This is a genomic window from Streptomyces venezuelae (assembly GCF_008642315.1).
In the GTDB taxonomy this organism is placed as follows: Bacteria; Actinomycetota; Actinomycetes; order Streptomycetales; family Streptomycetaceae; genus Streptomyces; species Streptomyces venezuelae_D.
On the sequence record NZ_CP029192.1, the window covers coordinates 6,756,807 to 6,775,015 of the forward strand.

Consider the following 18,209-nt stretch of genomic DNA (forward strand, 5'->3'; position numbering starts at 1 on the left):
CGTCAACTACCCATAGTCACCAGTGGTAACGCTTGGCGATCGCGCCTGTCTCGTGCGGTCCCCCGCGCGCGTGGGGCGCGTGATAGACCTCCTTTATGACGCGCAGCCTCGCCACCGCCCCGATCATGATTTTGAACGGCCCGAACCTGAACCTCCTCGGCCGTCGCCAGCCCGAGATCTACGGCACGGACACCCTCGCCGACGTCGAGGCCCTGTGCGCCAAGGCCGCCGCGGCGCACGGTGGGACCGTGGACCTGCGGCAGAGCAACCACGAGGGCGAGTTGGTCGACTGGATCCACGAGGCGCGCGAGCACCACGTCGGCATCGTCATCAACCCCGCGGCCTACTCCCACACGTCCGTCGCGATCCTGGACGCCCTCAACACCTGTGACGGCATGCCCGTGTTGGAGGTGCACATCTCCAACATCCACCAGCGCGAGGCGTTCCGGCACCACAGCTACGTGTCGCTGCGCGCCGACGGCGTCATCGCGGGGTGCGGTGTGCAGGGGTACGCGTTCGCGGTGGAGCGGGTGGCGGCGCTGGTCGCCGCCGGCCAGGCGTGACGCGTACCCCTTCGGGTCACCAGCCCCGCGCGCGCCATTCGGCGAGGTGCGGCCGCTCGGCGCCGAGCGTCGTGTCGCCGCCGTGGCCTGGGTAGACCCACGTCTCGTCCGGCAGCGTCCCGAAGATCTTCGTCTCCACGTCATCGATGAGGCTGGCGAAGGCGTTCGGGTCCTTCCACGTGTTGCCGACGCCGCCCGGGAAGAGGCAGTCGCCGGTGAACACGTGCGGGTGGCCGTGCGGGTCGTCGTAGACCAGCGCGATCGAGCCCGGGGTGTGGCCCACCAGGTGCCGCGCGGTCAGCGTGACGCGGCCGACCGTGATCGTGTCGCCGTCGTCGACCAGGACGTCCGTCGGGACGGGGATGCCGGTGGCGTCCTCGCGGCCCGCGTAGGTCCGCGCCCGGGTGGCCCCGACGACGGCGGACAGGGCCTGCCAGTGGTCGCCGTGCTGATGCGTGGTGACGACGGACGCGATGCCGTCGTCACCGATCAGCGTCAGCAGTGTCTCGGCGTCGTTCGCCGCGTCGATCAGCAGCTGCTCGCCGGTGGCCCGGCAGCGCAACAGGTAGGCGTTGTTGTCCATCGGCCCGACCGCGACCTTCGAAATCATCAGGTCCGGCAGCTCGTGCACATCCGCGGGCCCGCCGACCTTCACCGCTCCGCTGTACGTCATGTGCGCCAGCCTATAGCGGGGGCAGAGCGGGCAGGAGGCCCCCTTCGGCCGTGAGCGCGGTGCCGTCGCGGCGGCCGGCCAGCCAGCCGACCACGTCGGGCGCGGACCCGGAGACGGTGACCTCGGGAGTGCCCTGCCTGCCGGTGTCCCACGCGTGCGTGCCGTCCGTGATCCGGGTGGGCGGGACGTCGGGGTTCCCCGAGAAACGTGCCGTCAGGAACGCGATCTCACGCTGCACGAACTCCGTCGGCAGATCTTCGAGCTCGTACCCGATGCCGAGGTCGACGTGGTGCAGCTCGACCTCGACCCAGCGCCGGAAGGGCACCCGCGCCGCCGAGTCCGTGACGCCGTTGCGCAGCTCCACGGTGCGGGACCAGTCGGCGGGCCGCTCGCCCTCCGCCAGGAAGCGGGCCCCGCTCTCGCGCACGTCCGCCAGCTGCGCGTCCAGCGGCCGCGGGGCGTCCCGCTCGATGTCCGCGTCCCGGGCCTGCGCACTCTCGTACATCGGCCGCCCGGCGAGGACGTTCACCAGGGCGTCCGCGTTCCGGGCGATGTGGGCGAGGACGTGTCCGCGGCTCCAGCCGGGGAGCCGTGACGGCTCGGCAGTCGAATCGTTGTTCAGTTTCGCCGCTGCGCTGAGCAGCCGGTCGGTCGCGTCACGTACAGACGCCAGGTCGCGCACATGATCAATCATGCGGTCGACGATAGCTGCGCCACACGTTCGGGTGAAGGGCTCTCAGGACGGCCGCAAATCGAATACGCGTGCTATATGGTCGAGGGCGGCATCGGGCATTCTTGAAGGTCCGGGTTTGTTGTGCATGTGGAACCAGGGAAGCGGCCCGGCGTTGTCAGTGGCTCGCCCTAGTCTGTGAACGACGGGGGTTCTGCCCCCTGTCTCTTCTCTCAAGAAAGGTGCGGACCCGGCGTGGCCGACCGTCTCATCGTCCGTGGCGCGCGCGAGCACAATCTCAAGAACGTCTCGCTCGACCTCCCGCGCGACTCACTCATCGTTTTCACCGGACTCTCCGGGTCGGGCAAGTCCTCGCTCGCGTTCGACACGATCTTCGCCGAGGGCCAGCGGCGGTACGTGGAGTCCCTCTCCTCGTACGCCCGGCAGTTCCTCGGCCAGATGGACAAGCCGGACGTCGACTTCATCGAGGGCCTCTCGCCCGCGGTATCCATCGACCAGAAGTCGACGTCGCGCAACCCGCGCTCCACGGTCGGCACGATCACCGAGGTGTACGACTACCTGCGCCTGCTCTTCGCGCGCATCGGCAAGCCGCACTGTCCCGAGTGCGGCCGCCCGATCTCGCGGCAGTCGCCGCAGGCCATCGTCGACAAGGTCCTGGAGCTGCCCGAGGGCAGCCGCTTCCAGGTCCTCTCGCCGCTGGTGCGCGAGCGCAAGGGCGAGTTCGTCGACCTCTTCGCCGACCTCCAGACGAAGGGGTACTCCCGCGCGCGGGTCGACGGACAGACGATCCAGCTCTCCGAGCCGCCCACGCTCAAGAAGCAGGAGAAGCACACCATCGAGGTCGTCGTCGACCGCCTCACGGTGAAGGACTCCGCCAAGCGCCGCCTGACCGACTCCGTGGAGACGGCCCTCGGCCTCTCCGGCGGCATGGTCGTGCTCGACTTCGTCGACCTCCCCGAGGACGACCCCGAGCGCGAGCGGATGTACTCGGAGCACCTCTACTGCCCGTACGACGACCTGTCCTTCGAAGAGCTGGAGCCCCGCTCCTTCTCCTTCAACTCGCCCTTCGGCGCCTGCCCGGACTGCACCGGCATCGGCACGCGCATGGAGGTCGACCCCGAGCTGATCGTCCCGGACGAGGACAAGTCCCTCGACGAGGGCGCCATCCACCCCTGGTCGCACGGCCACACCAAGGAGTACTTCGGCCGGCTCGTCGGAGCCCTCGCCGACGCCCTCGGCTTCTCCACCGACATGCCCTGGGCCGGACTCCCGCAGCGCGCCAAGAAGGCCCTCCTCAACGGCCACAAGACGCAGATCGAGGTCCGCTACCGCAACCGGTACGGCCGCGAGCGGGTCTACACCACCGCCTTCGAAGGCGCCGTCCCCTTCGTCAAGCGCCGCCACAGCGAGGCCGAGAGCGACGCGAGCCGCGAGCGCTTCGAGGGGTACATGCGCGAGGTGCCCTGCCCCACCTGTGAGGGCACCCGCCTCAAGCCGATCGTCCTGGCCGTCACGGTCATGGGGAAGTCCATCGCCGAGGTCTCCGCGATGTCCATCAGCGACTGCGCGGACTTCCTCGCCGAGCTGCGGCTGGGCGCCCGCGACAAGAAGATCGCCGAGCGGGTCCTCAAGGAGGTCAACGAGCGCCTGCGGTTCCTGGTCGACGTCGGCCTGGACTACCTCTCGCTCAACCGTGCCGCGGGCACCCTCTCCGGAGGCGAGGCCCAGCGCATCCGCCTGGCCACGCAGATCGGCTCCGGCCTGGTCGGCGTCCTGTACGTCCTGGACGAGCCGTCGATCGGCCTGCACCAGCGCGACAACCACCGCCTGATCGAGACCCTCGTCCGCCTGCGCGACATGGGCAACACCCTCATCGTCGTCGAGCACGACGAGGACACGATCAAGGTCGCCGACTGGGTCGTCGACATCGGCCCCGGCGCGGGCGAGCACGGCGGCAAGGTCGTGCACAGCGGCTCCATGAAGGAGCTGCTCGGCAACGACAAGTCGATCACCGGGCAGTACCTGTCGGGCAAGAAGGCCATCCCGGTGCCCGACGTGCGCCGCCCGGCCGACCCGTCCCGGCAGCTCACGGTGCACGGCGCCCGCGAGAACAACCTCCAGGACATCGACGTCTCCTTCCCGCTCGGCGTCCTCACCGCGGTCACGGGTGTCTCGGGCTCCGGCAAGTCGACGCTCGTGAACGACATCCTCTACACCCACCTGGCCCGCGAGCTGAACGGCGCCCGGTCCGTCCCCGGCCGCCACACGCGTGTGGACGGCGACGACCAGGTCGACAAGGTCGTGCACGTCGACCAGTCGCCCATCGGCCGCACCCCGCGGTCGAACCCGGCGACGTACACGGGAGTCTTCGACCACGTCCGCAGGCTCTTCGCGGAGACCACGGAGGCGAAGGTCCGGGGCTATCTGCCCGGCCGCTTCTCCTTCAACGTCAAGGGCGGCCGCTGCGAGAACTGCTCCGGCGACGGCACGATCAAGATCGAGATGAACTTCCTCCCGGATGTGTACGTGCCGTGCGAGGTCTGCCACGGCGCGCGCTACAACCGCGAGACGCTGGACGTGCACTACAAGGGCAAGTCCATCGCCGAGGTCCTCGACATGCCGATCGAAGAAGCGCTCGGCTTCTTCGAGGCCGTCCCCGCCATCGCCCGTCACCTGAAGACGCTCCACGACGTCGGCCTCGGGTACGTGCGCCTCGGGCAGTCGGCGCCCACGCTCTCCGGAGGCGAGGCCCAGCGCGTGAAGCTGGCGTCCGAACTCCAGAAGCGGTCCACGGGCCGGACCGTGTACGTGCTGGACGAGCCGACCACCGGTCTGCACTTCGAGGACATCAGCAAGCTGATCACGGTCCTCTCCGGCCTGGTCGACAAGGGCAACACGGTCATCGTCATCGAGCACAACCTCGACGTGATCAAGACGGCCGACTGGGTCGTCGACATGGGCCCCGAGGGCGGCAACGGCGGTGGTCTCGTCGTCGCCGAAGGCACGCCCGAGGAGGTCGCGGGGGTCCCGGCCAGCCACACCGGCAAGTTCCTGCGGGACATCATCGCGGCGGACCGGATCAGCGACGCGGTGCCCTCGCGGGGGCGCGGGGCGGCGAAGAAGGCTCCCGCGAAGAAGTCCGCCGCCAAGAAGGCCACCGCCAAGAAGGTGGTGGCGGCGAGCGCCACGGCCACGAAGAAGACGGCCACGGCCAGGACGGGTGCCGGGTCGGGTTCCGGTGCGGCCACGAAGAAGGCGGCCGCCGCAAAGTCGGCCGCCTCCGCCAAGCAGACCGTGGCCAAGAAGACGGTCGCCAAGAAGACCGCCGCTACGAAGACTGCCTCCACGAAGAAGGCCGTCGCGAAGAAGGCCACGCGGGCCCGCAAGGCCTGATCGGCGTCGGGCCACGGCCGACAGCGCTCCGCCCACCGCGGGCGGCGCCTCGCCGACGCCCCATCCGTACGACGCGCCCCGCCCCTCACCAAGGGCGGGGCGCGTCGTCGTACGCGGGGGGAGTGGCGGCCCGAACACTCCTTGTCCGGCAGCCCGTTCCATGGTCGGCTTGCCCCATGCCCGTACGCAGCGAACGCGCAGGCCACGTCACCACCATCGTGCTGTCCCGCCCCGCCGCGCGGAACGCTGTCGACGGGCCCACCGCCCGCGCGCTCGCCGACGCCTTCCGCGCCTTCGACGCCGACCCGCAGGCCTCCGTCGCCGTGCTGTGGGGCGAGGGCGGCACCTTCTGCGCGGGCGCGGACCTCAAGGCCATCGGCACCCCCGACGGCAACACGGTCACCGAGGACGGGGACGGCCCCATGGGCCCCACCCGGATGCGCCTGACGAAACCGGTGATCGCGGCGATCTCCGGCCACGCCGTCGCGGGCGGCCTCGAACTCGCCCTCTGGTGCGACCTGCGCGTCGCCGAAGAGGACGCCGTCCTCGGGGTGTTCTGCCGTCGCTGGGGCGTCCCGCTCATCGACGGCGGGACGGTGCGACTGCCCCGGCTGATCGGCGAGGGGCGCGCCCTCGACCTGATCCTGACCGGCCGCCCGGTGGGCGCCGCGGAGGCGCTCGGCATGGGCCTGGTCAACCGGACCGTGCCCACGGGAACCTCACGTGCCGCCGCCGAGCGCCTCGCCGCCGAGATCGCCGCGTTCCCGCAGACCTGCATGCGGCGTGACCGGCTCTCCCTGCTCGAACAGAGCGGTCTGCCCGAGGAGGAGGCGATGGCGGGCGAGCTGGCCCACGGCCTGCACTCCCTGGCCGACGCGGCACAAGGAGCGGCACGGTTCGCGGCGGGGGCGGGCCGGCACGGGTCGTTCAACGGGCGCTGACGGACACGGCTGCGCGGCCGACCGGGGTCCGCTCAGCCCAGTTCCGCCGCGTAAGGCGGCTCCGCGCCCGCCCGGGAGCACGTGAGTGCCGCCGCGCGCGCCGCGAACCGCAGCACGTCGGTCCAGCCCTCCGCGCCGAGACCGGCCAGCGCCCCGTCCGACAGCGCGTCCCGGGCGTGAAGGCCGTGCAGCAGCGCCGCGTTGACGGTGTCGCCCGCGCCGATCGTGTCGACGACGTCGACCTTCTCGCCGGGCACGCGCAGCTCCGTACCGTCCCGGGTGTACAGCGCCAGACCGTCCCCGCCGTGCGTGACCACCACGGCCGCGGGCCCGGCGGCCAGCCACTCGTGCGGAGTGCCGCCGAGCCACTCGGCGTCCTCCCGCGACAGCTTGAGCAGCGTCACCGACGGCAGCCAGCTCTTGAAGCGCGTGCGGTAGGCGTCCGCGTCGGGGATCAGACCGGCGCGGACGTTCGGGTCGAGTGCCGTGAAGACACCGCTCGCCGCCGCCCGCCGCATCAGCCCCTCGTACGCGCTCGCGCCCGGTTCAAGGACGAGCGAGCAGGTGCCGAACGACATCGCCCGCACCCCGTCGGGAAGGGAGCCGTGGTCGGGCGCTTCGAAGAGGCGGTCGGCCGTGCCCTCGACGTAGAAGGAGTACCCCGCCGAGCCGTCCGCGCCGATCGAGGCGACGGCGAGCGTCGTCGGCTCGGGACCGCGCTGCACGGACGTCACGTCGACGTCGGCCGCACGCAGCCCGTCCAGCAGCGCCTCGCCGAACGCGTCCCGGGAGACGCGTGAGCAGAAGGCCACGGGGGAGCCGAGCCGGCCGAGCGCCACGGCGGTGTTGTACGGGCCGCCGCCGAGGCGCGGCGCGAGCGCGGGCAGCCCCGCGCCTCCGTCCTCGCCGGCCCGCCGCGCACTGTCCGGCTCCCCGCCCGCGTCCTGCGGTACGAGGTCGATCAGGGCCTCTCCTGCGACGACAATCACGGGTCATTCCTCTCGGGCACCGTCCGGGTGGGCTCGCCGCGCCCAGGCTAGGCCGTCCGCGGGGCCGCGTGCGGAACCGGGCAGGACTCGGGCACGGTCGTGCCCGACCCGGTCGGAACCCGGTGCACCGGTATGGTCTGATCCGTCACCGATGCCCTCCTGACCTGTGGAGACACCATGTCCGGCACCCCCCACGCCCGCCGTACCGTGCTGCGGGCCGCCGCTCTCGCCCCGGCCGTCGGACTCGGGCTCACCGCCTGCTCGTCCGGCGACGGGTCGAACCGGTCGGCGCCGACCGCGCCGGTGGACCTCGGGAAGGCCGACGACGTGAAGGTGGGCGCGTCGAAGCTGTACAAGGACAGCAATGTCGTGGTCAGCCGGATCTCCGACGACGAGTACAAGGCGTACAGCACGATCTGCACCCACGCGCGCTGCCCCATCCAGAACCTGGAGGGGCACAAGCTGGTCTGCCAGTGTCACGGCAGCGAGTTCGACGCCACCAACGGCAAGGTGCTGCACGAGCCGGCCAACGAGCCGCTTCCCGAGGTGCCGGTGAAGGTGGCCAACGGCAAGATCATCGCGGGTCCGGTGAAGAAGGCGTAGGACCCCGTCGCGGCCGTGGGCCCGGGTTCACTCCCAGTCCCACGCGATTCCCAGGATCCCCGCCCGCACCTGCGGCTCGACCACGTGCACCGACCGGTGGTTGCCGCTCAGCGTCAGCTCCTGGCGGCCGCCGCGCGGGGCCGCGGCGGAGTGCTGGGTGAAGCGGTGGCAGCGTACGGGCAGCGCCGTCTCGTCGTACCGGATCTGCAGTGCGTACTGCCCGCCCGCGTAGGTGAAGCCGCGCATGTACTCAGTGGCGGCCCCGGCCGTGCCGTCCTCGAAGCCGTAGCCGAACAGATGCGTGTCGCCCGCGCGCAGCCGGGCGTCGAAGAGCAGCTCGGCGACCAGCACCCCCGTGCCCTTGTGCCAGCGCACCCTGCCCGTACGGCAGTTCTCCAGGGCGAGCACCCGGACGCGGTCGGGGGCGCACCCGGGATCGCCGTGGTGGATGGCCACGTAGCGGTCGACGCCGTCCCGGTGGGCGCGCACGATGTGCTGTGAATCGCGGCCGAGCATCTCGCGTTCCGCCCCGATCCGTACGCGTTCGTGGTGGCCGATCGTATGCAGTCCACCGTCGACCGGCGAGCCGAGGTCGGTCAGGAGGGAGCGCAGCACGTCGGACGCCTCCACCAGGGAGCGGTACGAGCGGGCGGCGGGCCTGGCCCGGTCGGCGCGCTCGGCCGGCCGCACGAGCAGCCTGATCAGTGACTCCTCCGGGAGCTGGAGGATCTCCTCCAGGGCGCGTACGGCGCGCAGGGACTCGGGGCGCTGCGGCCGGCGGGCGCCCTGCTGCCAGTAACTGAGGCTCGTCACCCCTACGTTGACGCCGTGCCGGACCAGATGGTGGCGTATGCGCTGCAGGGGCAGGCGCCGCGTGGCGATAGCGGTGCGCAGGGCGAGGTGGAAGGGACCGGTGCGCAGGGCGGCCTCCAGGTCCGCGGGCGCCTCGGGTCCGGGTTCCGCCGCGCGTGGTGTGCCGTGCCGCAAAACGGGCTCCTCTTGTGAACGTTCACATCTGCCGTTCCGGCGTTCGCGCCGGTGGGGGCGGGCTGCCAGGTGGACGCACGGCCCGCGTTCACATCCGTACGCCGCCGTTCACGGCCCAAGTAATTCCGCATTGAAGCGTGTTGACCTGCACCCGACAACACTTGATGCTCAATCGAAGCGTCCGGACGCGCTCCTCCAACCCCACCCGCACGGGAGGAACGCGATGCGCTCACCACACAGCAGGAGCGGCGGCGCCGGCAGACAGAGATGTCTTTCCGCGCTCGCCGTCGTCACGGCGGCCCTGTTCGCCGCGCCGGTGGCCACGGCCACGGCAGCCCCGCTCGACACCGCCCCCGCCACGTCGGCCGCGCCCGAGGCCCGCACGGCGAGCGGCACCACCACGGACTCCAGCACAGGCAAGAACGCCGCCGGTCCGTCCGTTCTCGCCGCCAAGCGGCTGAACATCACCATGCAGGCCCAGCAGAAGACCAACTGGTGCTGGGCCGCGGGCGGCAACACCATCGCGACCTACATGGGCCGCAACTACAGCCAGAACCAGTTCTGCAACGCCGCCTTCGGGCGGAACCAGAACACCGAGTGCCCCAACAACCAGGCCACCCTCGGCAACGTGCAGAACGGCCTGCGCTGGGCGGGCATCAACTCCGGCTCGTACGTCACCGGATGGCTGCGCTATCCGACCGTGAAGGCCGAGATCGACGCGGGCCGCCCGGTGGAGACCCGCATCCAGTGGTCCAACGGCGGCGGTCACATGCACGTCCTGTACGGCTACGACGACGCGAGCAGCTGGGTCTACTGGGGCGACCCCTGGCCCTCCAACGACCGCTACAACTGGGCCTCGCACGCCTGGTACGTCGACAACAACACCTTCTCCTGGACCCACTCGCTCTACCGGATCGGGGCGTGACAGCGATGACCCGTCACCTTTCCCACCCCCTGTCCGGCCGGCTGGTGAGAGCCGCGCTCGCGGGCACCGCCGCCACGCTGCTCCTCGGTCTGGCCGCCCCCGCGGCCTCCGCCGACACCCGCCCCGCCGCGCCCTCCGCCGCGTCCCGGGACGCCGCGCACCGGGCGGCGGAGGCGCCCGAGAACCTCGACACGCTCTCCCGCTTCTTCGCGAGGGAGGGAGCGGTCGCCAAGGCCGCGGCCGACCCGCGCGTCGAGGGCGGGACCGTGCCCGTGTACTACCTCTCCGCGGACTTCGTCGCGGGCAAGAAGGGCGCACCCATCGCCCGTATGGAGTTCCTCGCCAGCAAGGCGGTCTCCTCCGACGGCCAGGAGGCGTCCCTGTGGACCGTCCGGCAGGGCGGCGCCTGGCAGGTCGTGAACATCGCCACCGGAGACGACGAGACCCACTACGCGCGCGTGGGCGCGAAGAAGGCCCCCGGAGGCACCGTCTTCCACGAGCCGCAGATCAACGCCTGGTACGTCCTGGACGGCCGGGACGACGCCCACGCGCGCGTGCTGCCCCTCGACAAGGACGCGGTACGTGCCGTGGGCGCCAAGGGCACCTGGGTCGCCGCCTACCGCGAGCGCGTGCGGAAGGCGTACGCCGACAAGCTGCCGGGCTCCTCGTACGAGAAGTCGGGCAAGGCGGGCGGCTACGAGGAGCCCGCGCAGGGACCGAAGACGGACGACGGCGGGCCGGTCACGGTCGCCTCGTCGCTGGCGGGCGCGGGGGCACTGGTCGCCCTCGGCCTCTCCGGAGCCGCACTCGTCCGACGCCGCGGCGCCCGGCAGCGGGGCTGATCCGGGGGAGCGGCGGCCGGGACGCCGGCCGCCGCTCCGTACCGTCCGTTCGGACCACGGGACCGGCTTCAGCTCAGTGCGCTGCCCGCCCGCCACCGCTCCCAGTCCACGTTCCAGCCCCCGTACCCGTTGCCCGGCGCCACGGTCTCCTTGGAGCCGACGACCCGGACGATGTCGCCGGGGATCACCTCTGCGTAGAAGCGCCGCGCGGTCCCGTCGGTGGCCAGGCCTATGCAGCCGTGCGTGACGTTGCTTTCCCCGGCGGTGGCGTTCGCGTTCGGGTTCTCGTGCAGGTACGTGCCCGAAGTCGTCAGGTGCACCGCGTAGTTGTAGTAGTCCTTGTAGGCCTTTCCGTAGCCCACGGTCCGTGAGTCCATGAGGACCCGGGACTGCTTGTCGAGGACGACCATCGTGCCGTTCCAGGTGTCCATGCCCGGGGCGCCCGCGGTCACCTTCACCTCGCGCGTCCTGCCGTCCTTCACCACCTTCATGGTGTGCGTCCGGACGTCCACCGTGGCGACGAGCGAACGGCCCACGTCGAACGTCCGGGTGGTCCGCGAGCCCGCACGGACGGTGACCTTCGTGCCGGGCTTCCACGGCTCGCGCGGCCGGTAGTCGACGCGCTGGCCGTCGTGCAGGTTCCGGTCCTTCACCCAGCTCCACGACCCCGTCACGCCGGGGTCCGTCGTCACCTTCAGGCGCCGCTCGACCGCGGCCCGTTCCGCCTCCGGCACCGGACGGTCGAAGGTGAGCGATATCGGCATGCCTACGCCGACGGTCTGCCCGTCCGCGACGTTGACCCGCACGTTCTTGAGCGCGGCGGGATCCGGCGCGGGCCTCTTCGTGGGCTCCTGCCGGGCGGCCGCGCGGTCCGCCGAGGTCGGCGCGGGCTTCGGGTCCGACGCCCGGCCCTCGTCCGCCCCGCCCTGCGCGGAGCAGCCCGCGAGCGCGAGCGAACAGAGCACCGCGGCCCCCCACGCGCGCGTGGCGCGCCTCGTCGTCATTCCTGTGGTCATCGGTCCCCCTGGGCTGTGTTTCGATATACGCGACCTGTACGCACGGGAGAGGCGGCGGGTTGCACGCCAGGTGCGGGAATTTCCAGAACAGGTGATCCGGCGGGGCCGGACGGGGGCGCGGGGCATGACGGAGGACGAGTTCGACGCGTTCTACGCCGCTGCCTTCCCGCGTCTGGTCGGCCAGTTGTACGCGCTGACCGGTGACCACGGCGAGGCGCAGGACGTCGTCCAGGAGGCGTTCGTACGGGCCTGGGACCGCCGCCGGAGCTTCCTCGCCGACGAGGCCCCCGAGGCCTGGATCCGCACGGTCGCCATGCGCCTGGCCGTGAGCCGCTGGCGCCGGGCCAGGCGCTGGGTCGACCTGGTGCGCAGGAACCCGCCCGCCGATCGCGTCCCCGGTCCAGGACCCGAACACACGGCCCTCGTGCAGGCGCTGCGCACCCTCCCCGAGGCGCAGCGCACCGCGGTCGTCCTGCACCATCTGTGCGACCTGAGCGTCGAGCAGGTAGCCTCCGAGACCGGCTCGCCCGTCGGGACGGTCAAGGCCCGCCTCTCGCGCGGCCGGGCGGCGCTCGCCGCGCAGTTGTCCTGGTCGGACGCCGAGCCGGCGGGACGGGACGCGACCGGTGCCCGCGACGACGGCGACGGGCGGAGCGCGAAGGAGAGTGGCCGTGCCCGATGACCTGACCTCGGCGCTCCACGACCTGGCGGCCGACCGCGCGACGCCGCCGCCCGTGTCCGGCGCCGAGATCCGCCGCCGCGCCGTGCTGCGCGGACGCCGCCGCCGAGCCGCGGCCGCGGGAGCGACCCTCGCCACGGCGGCCGTGGCCGTGACCGTCGTCGCCGGACTCCTGACCGGCCCCGACGACGGCCCCCGGCCGCACAGGAAACCGGCCCCCGTCGCCACGGACAGCGCCCGCGCGCCCGCCGCCACCGTCGACCTGTCCCGGCACCGCATGACCCTCGAAGGACGGGAGCTGCCGGTCTCCGCGGGCACCTCCGCGCACCCGACCCCCACCGGCCGGATGACGGTCGTCGCCACGTACCCCAAGAAGCGCATGACAGGGGAGAACGTGAGCCTCGACGACTACGACCTGACGCTGCCCTGGGTCGTCGAACTGCGCACCCCCGACGGAGGCACCAACTACGTCGTCGCGCTGACCTACAACGAGAAGGCCCCGGGCCACATGGACGTCACCAAGGGCTGGATCGGCCTGCGCGAGGACGACGCCCGCACGTTCCACGAGAGCGTCGAACCCGGCGACGTGATCACCGTCCGCACCGGCCGTCCCGCTCGCTGACCCGTACTGTCAGCGGCCGCCAGTAGGCTGTCCGACATGGCCGACCCTTCCAGCTACCGCCCCAAGCCGGGACAGATCCCCGACGCCCCGGGGGTCTACAAATTCCGCGACGAGCACCGCCGGGTGATCTACGTCGGGAAGGCCAAGAGCCTGCGCCAGCGCCTGGCCAACTACTTCCAGGACCTGGCGGGCCTCCACCCGCGGACCCGCTCCATGGTGACGACGGCCGCCTCCGTCGAGTGGACGGTCGTCACCAACGAGGTCGAGGCGCTCCAGCTGGAGTACACCTGGATCAAGGAGTTCGACCCCCGGTTCAACGTCAAGTACCGCGACGACAAGAGCTATCCGTACCTCGCGGTGACGATGAACGAGCAGTTCCCGCGCGTGCAGGTGATGCGCGGCGCCAAGAAGAAAGGCGTGCGCTACTTCGGGCCCTACGGCCACGCGTGGGCGATCCGCGACACCGTCGACCTGCTCCTGCGCGCCTTCCCGGTCCGCACGTGCTCCGCGGGCGTGTTCAAGAACGCCACCCGCACCGGCCGCCCCTGCCTGCTCGGCTACATCGGCAAGTGCTCGGCGCCCTGCGTGGAGCGCGTCACGCCCGAGGAACACCGCGAACTCGCCGAGGACTTCTGCGACTTCATGGGCGGCCGCACGAACACGTACATCCGCCGTCTGGAGCGGCAGATGACGGAGGCGGCCGAGGAGATGGAGTACGAGCGGGCGGGACGCCTGCGCGACGACATCGAGGCCCTCAAGAAGGCCATGGAGAAGAGCGCCGTCGTCCTCGCCGACGCCACCGACGCCGACCTCATCGCCCTCGCCGAGGACGAGCTGGAGGCCGCCGTGCAGATCTTCCACGTCCGCGGCGGACGCGTGCGCGGCCAGCGCGGCTGGGTCACGGACAAGGTCGAGGCGGTCACCAGCGGCGACCTCGTCGAGCACGCCCTCCAGCAGCTGTACGGGGAGGAGCGCGGCGACGCCGTGCCCAAGGAGGTGCTCGTCCCCGCGCTGCCCGACCCCATAGAGCCCGTCCAGGAGTGGCTGACCGAGCGCCGCGGCGCCGGCGTCTCGCTGCGCATCCCGCAGCGCGGCGACAAGAAGGCCCTCATGGAGACCGTCGCGCGCAACGCGCAGCAGTCCCTCGTCCTGCACAAGACCAAGCGCGCCTCCGACCTCACCACGCGCTCGCGCGCGCTGGAGGAGATCGCCGCCGCCCTGGAGCTGGACAGTGTCCCGCTGCGCGTCGAGTGCTACGACATCTCGCACCTCCAGGGCGACGACGTCGTGGCGTCGATGGTCGTCTTCGAGGACGGCCTCGCCAGGAAGAGCGAGTACCGCCGCTTCCAGATAAAGGGCTTCGAGGGCCAGGACGACGTCCGCTCCATGCACGAGGTGATCACGCGCCGCTTCAAGCGCTACCTCGCCGAGAAGGAGCGGAGCGGGGAGTGGGTGGACGAGGAGACCGGTGAGGTCACCGACCTCGGACCCACCGAGGAGGACGGCCGCCCCAAGCGGTTCGCGTATCCGCCGCAGCTCGTCGTGGTCGACGGCGGGCAGCCGCAGGTCGCCGCCGCCAAGCGGGCCCTGGACGAGCTCGGCATCGACGACATCGCGGTGTGCGGCCTCGCCAAGCGCCTGGAGGAGGTCTGGGTCCCCGACGAGGACGACCCGGTCATCCTGCCGCGCACGAGCGAGGGCTTGTATCTGCTCCAGCGGGTACGTGACGAGGCGCACCGCTTCGCCATCACCTATCAGCGCACCAAGCGGGCCAAGCGCTTCAAGGCCGGACCGCTCGACGAGGTGCGCGGCCTCGGCGACGCCAGGAAACGGACGGTGATCAAGCACTTCGGTTCGGTGAAGCGGCTGCGGGCCGCGACGATCGACCAGATCTGCGAGGTGCCGGGAGTGGGCCGCAAGACGGCCGAGGCCATCGCGGTGGCACTCGCCCGGACGGCACCCGCCGCGCCCGCGGTCAACATGACCACCGGAGAGATCCTGGACGACGACGATCCGATCGACGCGGTCGAACAGGAACCGACCGCCGACGAGCCGATCCCCGACGAGCCGCTCGCCGTGGCCGAAGAGGACCGGGTGCCGCCCGCCGGGGCCGCGCCCGGGGAGAATGGGAGCGGGGAGCCCGTGACCGCGGGCACCCCGGAAGAACGACGGGGGCAGGAGACATGACCGAGCACGACGAAGGTGGAGAGCAAGTGAGTGCGGGCACGCCCATGGAGACGCCGGCCGTCCCGGACGCCGCGATTCCCGAGCTGGTGATCATCTCGGGCATGTCCGGCGCCGGACGCAGCACCGCCGCGAAGTGCCTGGAGGACCTCGGCTGGTTCGTGGTCGACAACCTGCCGCCCGCGCTGATCCCCACGATGGTGGAGCTCGGCGCCCGCTCGCAGGGCAACGTCGCCCGCATCGCGGTCGTCGTCGACGTGCGGGGCAGGCGGTTCTTCGACAACCTCCGCGAGTCCCTCGCCGAGCTGGAGTCGAAGAACGTCACCCGGCGCATCGTGTTCCTGGAGTCCTCCGACGAGGCCCTGGTCCGCCGCTTCGAGTCGGTCCGCCGCCCGCACCCGCTGCAGGGCGACGGCCGCATCGTCGACGGCATCGCGGCCGAGCGCGACCTGCTGCGCGAGCTGCGCGGCGACGCCGACCTGGTCATCGACACCTCCAGCCTGAACGTGCACGAGCTGCGCGCCAAGATGGACGCCTCGTTCGCCGGCGAGGAGGAGCCCGAGCTGCGGGCCACCGTCATGTCCTTCGGCTTCAAGTACGGTCTGCCGGTCGACGCCGACCTGGTCGTGGACATGCGCTTCCTGCCGAACCCCCACTGGGTCCCCGAGCTGCGCCAGTACACCGGCCTCAACGAAGAGGTGGCGGCGTACGTCTTCAACCAGCCCGGCGCCAAGGAGTTCCTCGACAGGTACGCGGAGATGCTCCAGCTCATCGCCGCGGGCTACCGCCGCGAGGGCAAGCGCTACGTGACGATCGCGGTCGGCTGCACCGGCGGCAAGCACCGTTCGGTCGCCATGTCGGAGAAGCTCGCGGCGCGCCTGGCGTCCGAGGGCGTGGAGACGGTCATCGTCCACCGGGACATGGGGCGCGAATGACCTCGTACCGCCGGAGCGTCCGCCTGAGCAGGCTGGGCCGCAAGAGGGGCACCCAGCCCAAGGTGGTCGCCCTCGGCGGTGGCATGGGCCTGTCCGCCTCGCTCGCCGCGCTGCGCCGCATCACCGGAGCGGGTGACCTCACCGCCGTCGTCACCGTCGCCGACGACGGCGGCTCAAGCGGCCGGCTCCGCGACGAGCTGGGCGTGCTGCCGCCCGGCGACCTGCGCAAGGCCCTCGCCGCGCTCTGCGGTGACGACGACTGGGGCCAGACCTGGTCCCGCGTCATCCAGCACCGCTTCCAGTCCAAGGGCGACCTGCACGAGCACGCGGTCGGCAATCTGCTGATCGTCGCCCTGTGGGAGCAGCTCGGCGACCATGTGCAGGCGCTCGACCTGGTCGGCAGGCTGCTCGGGGCGCAGGGCCGGGTGCTGCCGATGTCGGCCGTGCCGCTGGAGCTCCAGGCCCTGGTCAAGGGCCACGACCCGGAGCGGCCCGACGACGTGGACACCGTGGCCGGGCAGGCCACGGTCGCCCTGACGCCGGGCGAGGTCCAGTCCGTGCACGTCGTCCCGCACGACCCGCCGGCGGTCCCCGAAGCGGTCGCCGCCGTGCTCGACGCGGACTGGGTGGTCCTCGGTCCCGGCTCCTGGTTCTCCTCGGTGATCCCGCACCTGCTGGTCCCCGAACTGCTCGACGCGCTCACCGAGACGAAGGCCCGCAAGGTCCTCTCGCTCAACCTCGCGCCGCAACCGGGAGAAACCGAAGGGTTCTCTCCGCAGCGTCATTTGGAGGTTTTGGCCCGACACGCCCCTAAACTCGCCCTGGACGTGGTGCTGGCCGACGAGGCCGCCGTGCCCGACCGTGAGTCACTGACCGATGCCGCCAAGCGGCTCGGTGCCACGGTCGAGCTGGCGCCGGTGGCCCGGCCCGACGGGACTCCGAGGCACGACCCGGAGCTCCTGGCAGCCGCGTACGACCGTATTTTTCGGATGCATGGAAGGATCGGCCCATGGCGATGACGGCAGCGGTGAAGGACGAGATCTCCCGGCTCCCCGTCACCCGGACCTGCTGCAGAAAAGCAGAGGTCTCGGCGATCCTGCGGTTCGCGGGCGGCCTTCACCTGGTGAGCGGCCGCATCGTGATCGAGGCGGAGCTGGACACCGCGATGGCCGCCCGGCGGCTCAAGCGGGACATCCTGGAGATCTTCGGGCACAGCTCGGAGCTGATCGTGATGGCCCCCGGCGGCCTCAGGCGCGGCTCGCGCTATGTGGTCCGGGTCGTCGCGGGCGGCGACCAGCTGGCCCGCCAGACGGGTCTCGTCGACGGCCGCGGCCGTCCCATCCGGGGCCTGCCGCCGCAGGTGGTCTCGGGGGCCACCTGCGACGCGGAGGCGGCGTGGCGCGGCGCGTTCCTCGCCCACGGCTCGCTGACCGAGCCCGGCCGGTCCTCCTCCCTGGAGGTGACCTGCCCGGGTCCGGAGGCCGCGCTCGCGCTGGTCGGCGCCGCGCGCAGGCTGCAGATCGCGAGCAAGGCCCGCGAGGTGCGCGGCGTGGACCGCGTGGTCGTACGCGACGGAGACGCGATCGGCGCGCTGCTCACCCGTCTGGGTGCACACGAATCGGTGCTCGCCTGGGAGGAGCGGCGGATGCGCCGTGAGGTGCGGGCCACCGCCAACCGCCTCGCCAACTTCGACGACGCGAACCTGCGCCGCTCGGCCCGTGCGGCCGTCGCCGCGGGCGCCCGGGTGCAGCGCGCCCTGGAGATCCTCGGCGACGAGGTGCCTGAGCACCTCGCGGCCGCCGGACGCCTGCGCATGGAGCACAAGCAGGCCTCCCTGGAGGAGCTGGGCGCGCTCGCCGACCCGGCGCTGACCAAGGACGCCGTCGCGGGCCGCATCCGCCGCCTGCTCGCCATGGCCGACAAGCGCGCCCAGGACCTGGGCATTCCGGGTACGGAGTCCAACCTGAGCGAGGAGCTCGCGGACAACATGGCGGTCTGACCCGCCGCTCCCGTACGTCCCCCGAGCAGTCTCGTACACCTCGTGAGCCGCCGGTGTCCCACAGGACACCGGCGGCTTTCGCACGCCTCCACTCGCCGTATTGACATGATCATGCACTGTCACGAGCCTGGCATCCCGCACATCTGTGTCGGACAACCGCAAGGGGG

Annotated in this window: 17 protein-coding genes; 12 read left to right on the top strand and 5 right to left on the bottom strand. The window is 71.7% G+C overall.

The window, feature by feature from the left end; all coding sequences use genetic code 11:
- Positions 1-95 precede the first annotated feature (95 nt).
- Positions 96-563: a type II 3-dehydroquinate dehydratase gene (gene aroQ, locus DEJ48_RS29710; RefSeq protein WP_150219272.1), complete on the top strand. Its 468-nt coding sequence runs from the start codon at positions 96-98 to the stop codon at positions 561-563.
- A 16-nt stretch (positions 564-579) separates the two neighbouring features.
- On the opposite strand, the gene DEJ48_RS29715 is transcribed toward aroQ, so the two are convergent.
- Positions 580-1,236, bottom strand: a complete 657-nt coding sequence (locus tag DEJ48_RS29715; protein WP_150219273.1) for an MBL fold metallo-hydrolase — start codon at positions 1,234-1,236, stop codon at positions 580-582.
- 10 nt (positions 1,237-1,246) lie between these two features.
- Positions 1,247-1,930: a maleylpyruvate isomerase family mycothiol-dependent enzyme gene (locus DEJ48_RS29720; protein ID WP_150219274.1), complete on the bottom strand. Its 684-nt coding sequence runs from the start codon at positions 1,928-1,930 to the stop codon at positions 1,247-1,249.
- 231 nt (positions 1,931-2,161) lie between these two features.
- Here DEJ48_RS29720 and uvrA point away from each other — a divergent pair, with 231 nt between their 5' ends.
- Positions 2,162-5,320 carry an excinuclease ABC subunit UvrA gene (uvrA, locus tag DEJ48_RS29725; protein WP_150219275.1) on the top strand — a complete coding sequence of 1,053 codons (3,159 nt, stop codon included), beginning with the start codon at positions 2,162-2,164 and terminating at the stop codon, positions 5,318-5,320.
- A gap of 176 nt (positions 5,321-5,496) precedes the next feature.
- Entirely contained in the window at positions 5,497-6,261 is a 765-nt protein-coding gene (locus DEJ48_RS29730) for a crotonase/enoyl-CoA hydratase family protein (RefSeq protein ID WP_150219276.1), read from the top strand.
- Positions 6,262-6,293: 32 nt separating this feature from the next.
- Here the strand turns inward: DEJ48_RS29730 and DEJ48_RS29735 are convergent, their stop codons facing one another.
- Positions 6,294-7,250, bottom strand: a complete 957-nt coding sequence (locus DEJ48_RS29735) for a carbohydrate kinase family protein (RefSeq protein ID WP_150219277.1) — start codon at positions 7,248-7,250, stop codon at positions 6,294-6,296.
- 177 nt (positions 7,251-7,427) lie between these two features.
- Here DEJ48_RS29735 and DEJ48_RS29740 point away from each other — a divergent pair, with 177 nt between their 5' ends.
- Complete coding sequence (locus DEJ48_RS29740; RefSeq protein WP_150219278.1) at positions 7,428-7,853, top strand: Rieske (2Fe-2S) protein; 426 nt, start codon at positions 7,428-7,430, stop codon at positions 7,851-7,853.
- A 27-nt stretch (positions 7,854-7,880) separates the two neighbouring features.
- On the opposite strand, the gene DEJ48_RS29745 is transcribed toward DEJ48_RS29740, so the two are convergent.
- Positions 7,881-8,840 (bottom strand): hypothetical protein, encoded by a 960-nt coding sequence (locus tag DEJ48_RS29745; protein ID WP_150219279.1) that lies wholly within the window; start codon positions 8,838-8,840, stop codon positions 7,881-7,883.
- A gap of 223 nt (positions 8,841-9,063) precedes the next feature.
- On the opposite strand from DEJ48_RS29745, the gene DEJ48_RS29750 reads away from it, so the two are divergent.
- Positions 9,064-9,765 carry a papain-like cysteine protease family protein gene (locus DEJ48_RS29750; RefSeq protein ID WP_150219280.1) on the top strand — a complete coding sequence of 234 codons (702 nt, stop codon included), beginning with the start codon at positions 9,064-9,066 and terminating at the stop codon, positions 9,763-9,765.
- Positions 9,766-9,770: 5 nt separating this feature from the next.
- Positions 9,771-10,607 carry a hypothetical protein gene (locus DEJ48_RS29755; RefSeq protein ID WP_223832250.1) on the top strand — a complete coding sequence of 279 codons (837 nt, stop codon included), beginning with the start codon at positions 9,771-9,773 and terminating at the stop codon, positions 10,605-10,607.
- A 68-nt stretch (positions 10,608-10,675) separates the two neighbouring features.
- Here DEJ48_RS29755 and DEJ48_RS29760 read toward each other — a convergent pair whose 3' ends face one another.
- On the bottom strand, positions 10,676-11,623 hold the full coding sequence (locus tag DEJ48_RS29760; RefSeq protein ID WP_223832251.1) for an Ig-like domain-containing protein: 948 nt from the start codon (positions 11,621-11,623) through the stop codon (positions 10,676-10,678).
- A gap of 124 nt (positions 11,624-11,747) precedes the next feature.
- On the opposite strand from DEJ48_RS29760, the gene DEJ48_RS29765 reads away from it, so the two are divergent.
- The 6 genes from DEJ48_RS29765 to whiA are packed head-to-tail and all read left to right on the top strand — an operon-like array spanning position 11,748 to position 18,042.
- On the top strand, positions 11,748-12,305 hold the full coding sequence (locus DEJ48_RS29765) for a SigE family RNA polymerase sigma factor (protein WP_150219281.1): 558 nt from the start codon (positions 11,748-11,750) through the stop codon (positions 12,303-12,305).
- On the top strand, positions 12,295-12,924 hold the full coding sequence (locus DEJ48_RS29770; protein WP_150219282.1) for a L,D-transpeptidase: 630 nt from the start codon (positions 12,295-12,297) through the stop codon (positions 12,922-12,924). The genes DEJ48_RS29765 and DEJ48_RS29770 overlap by 11 nt, the downstream gene beginning before the upstream one ends.
- A 36-nt stretch (positions 12,925-12,960) precedes the next feature.
- Positions 12,961-15,111, top strand: coding sequence for an excinuclease ABC subunit UvrC (gene uvrC / locus DEJ48_RS29775; RefSeq protein ID WP_150219283.1), 2,151 nt, complete (start codon positions 12,961-12,963; stop codon positions 15,109-15,111).
- Entirely contained in the window at positions 15,108-16,043 is a 936-nt protein-coding gene (gene rapZ, locus DEJ48_RS29780; RefSeq protein WP_150166520.1) for an RNase adapter RapZ, read from the top strand. Before uvrC ends, rapZ begins: the two co-directional genes overlap by 4 nt.
- Positions 16,040-17,062: a uridine diphosphate-N-acetylglucosamine-binding protein YvcK gene (locus DEJ48_RS29785; RefSeq protein WP_150219284.1), complete on the top strand. Its 1,023-nt coding sequence runs from the start codon at positions 16,040-16,042 to the stop codon at positions 17,060-17,062. Before rapZ ends, DEJ48_RS29785 begins: the two co-directional genes overlap by 4 nt.
- Complete coding sequence (gene whiA, locus DEJ48_RS29790) at positions 17,053-18,042, top strand: DNA-binding protein WhiA (RefSeq protein WP_150219285.1); 990 nt, start codon at positions 17,053-17,055, stop codon at positions 18,040-18,042. The genes DEJ48_RS29785 and whiA overlap by 10 nt, the downstream gene beginning before the upstream one ends.
- Positions 18,043-18,209: the final 167 nt, after the last annotated feature.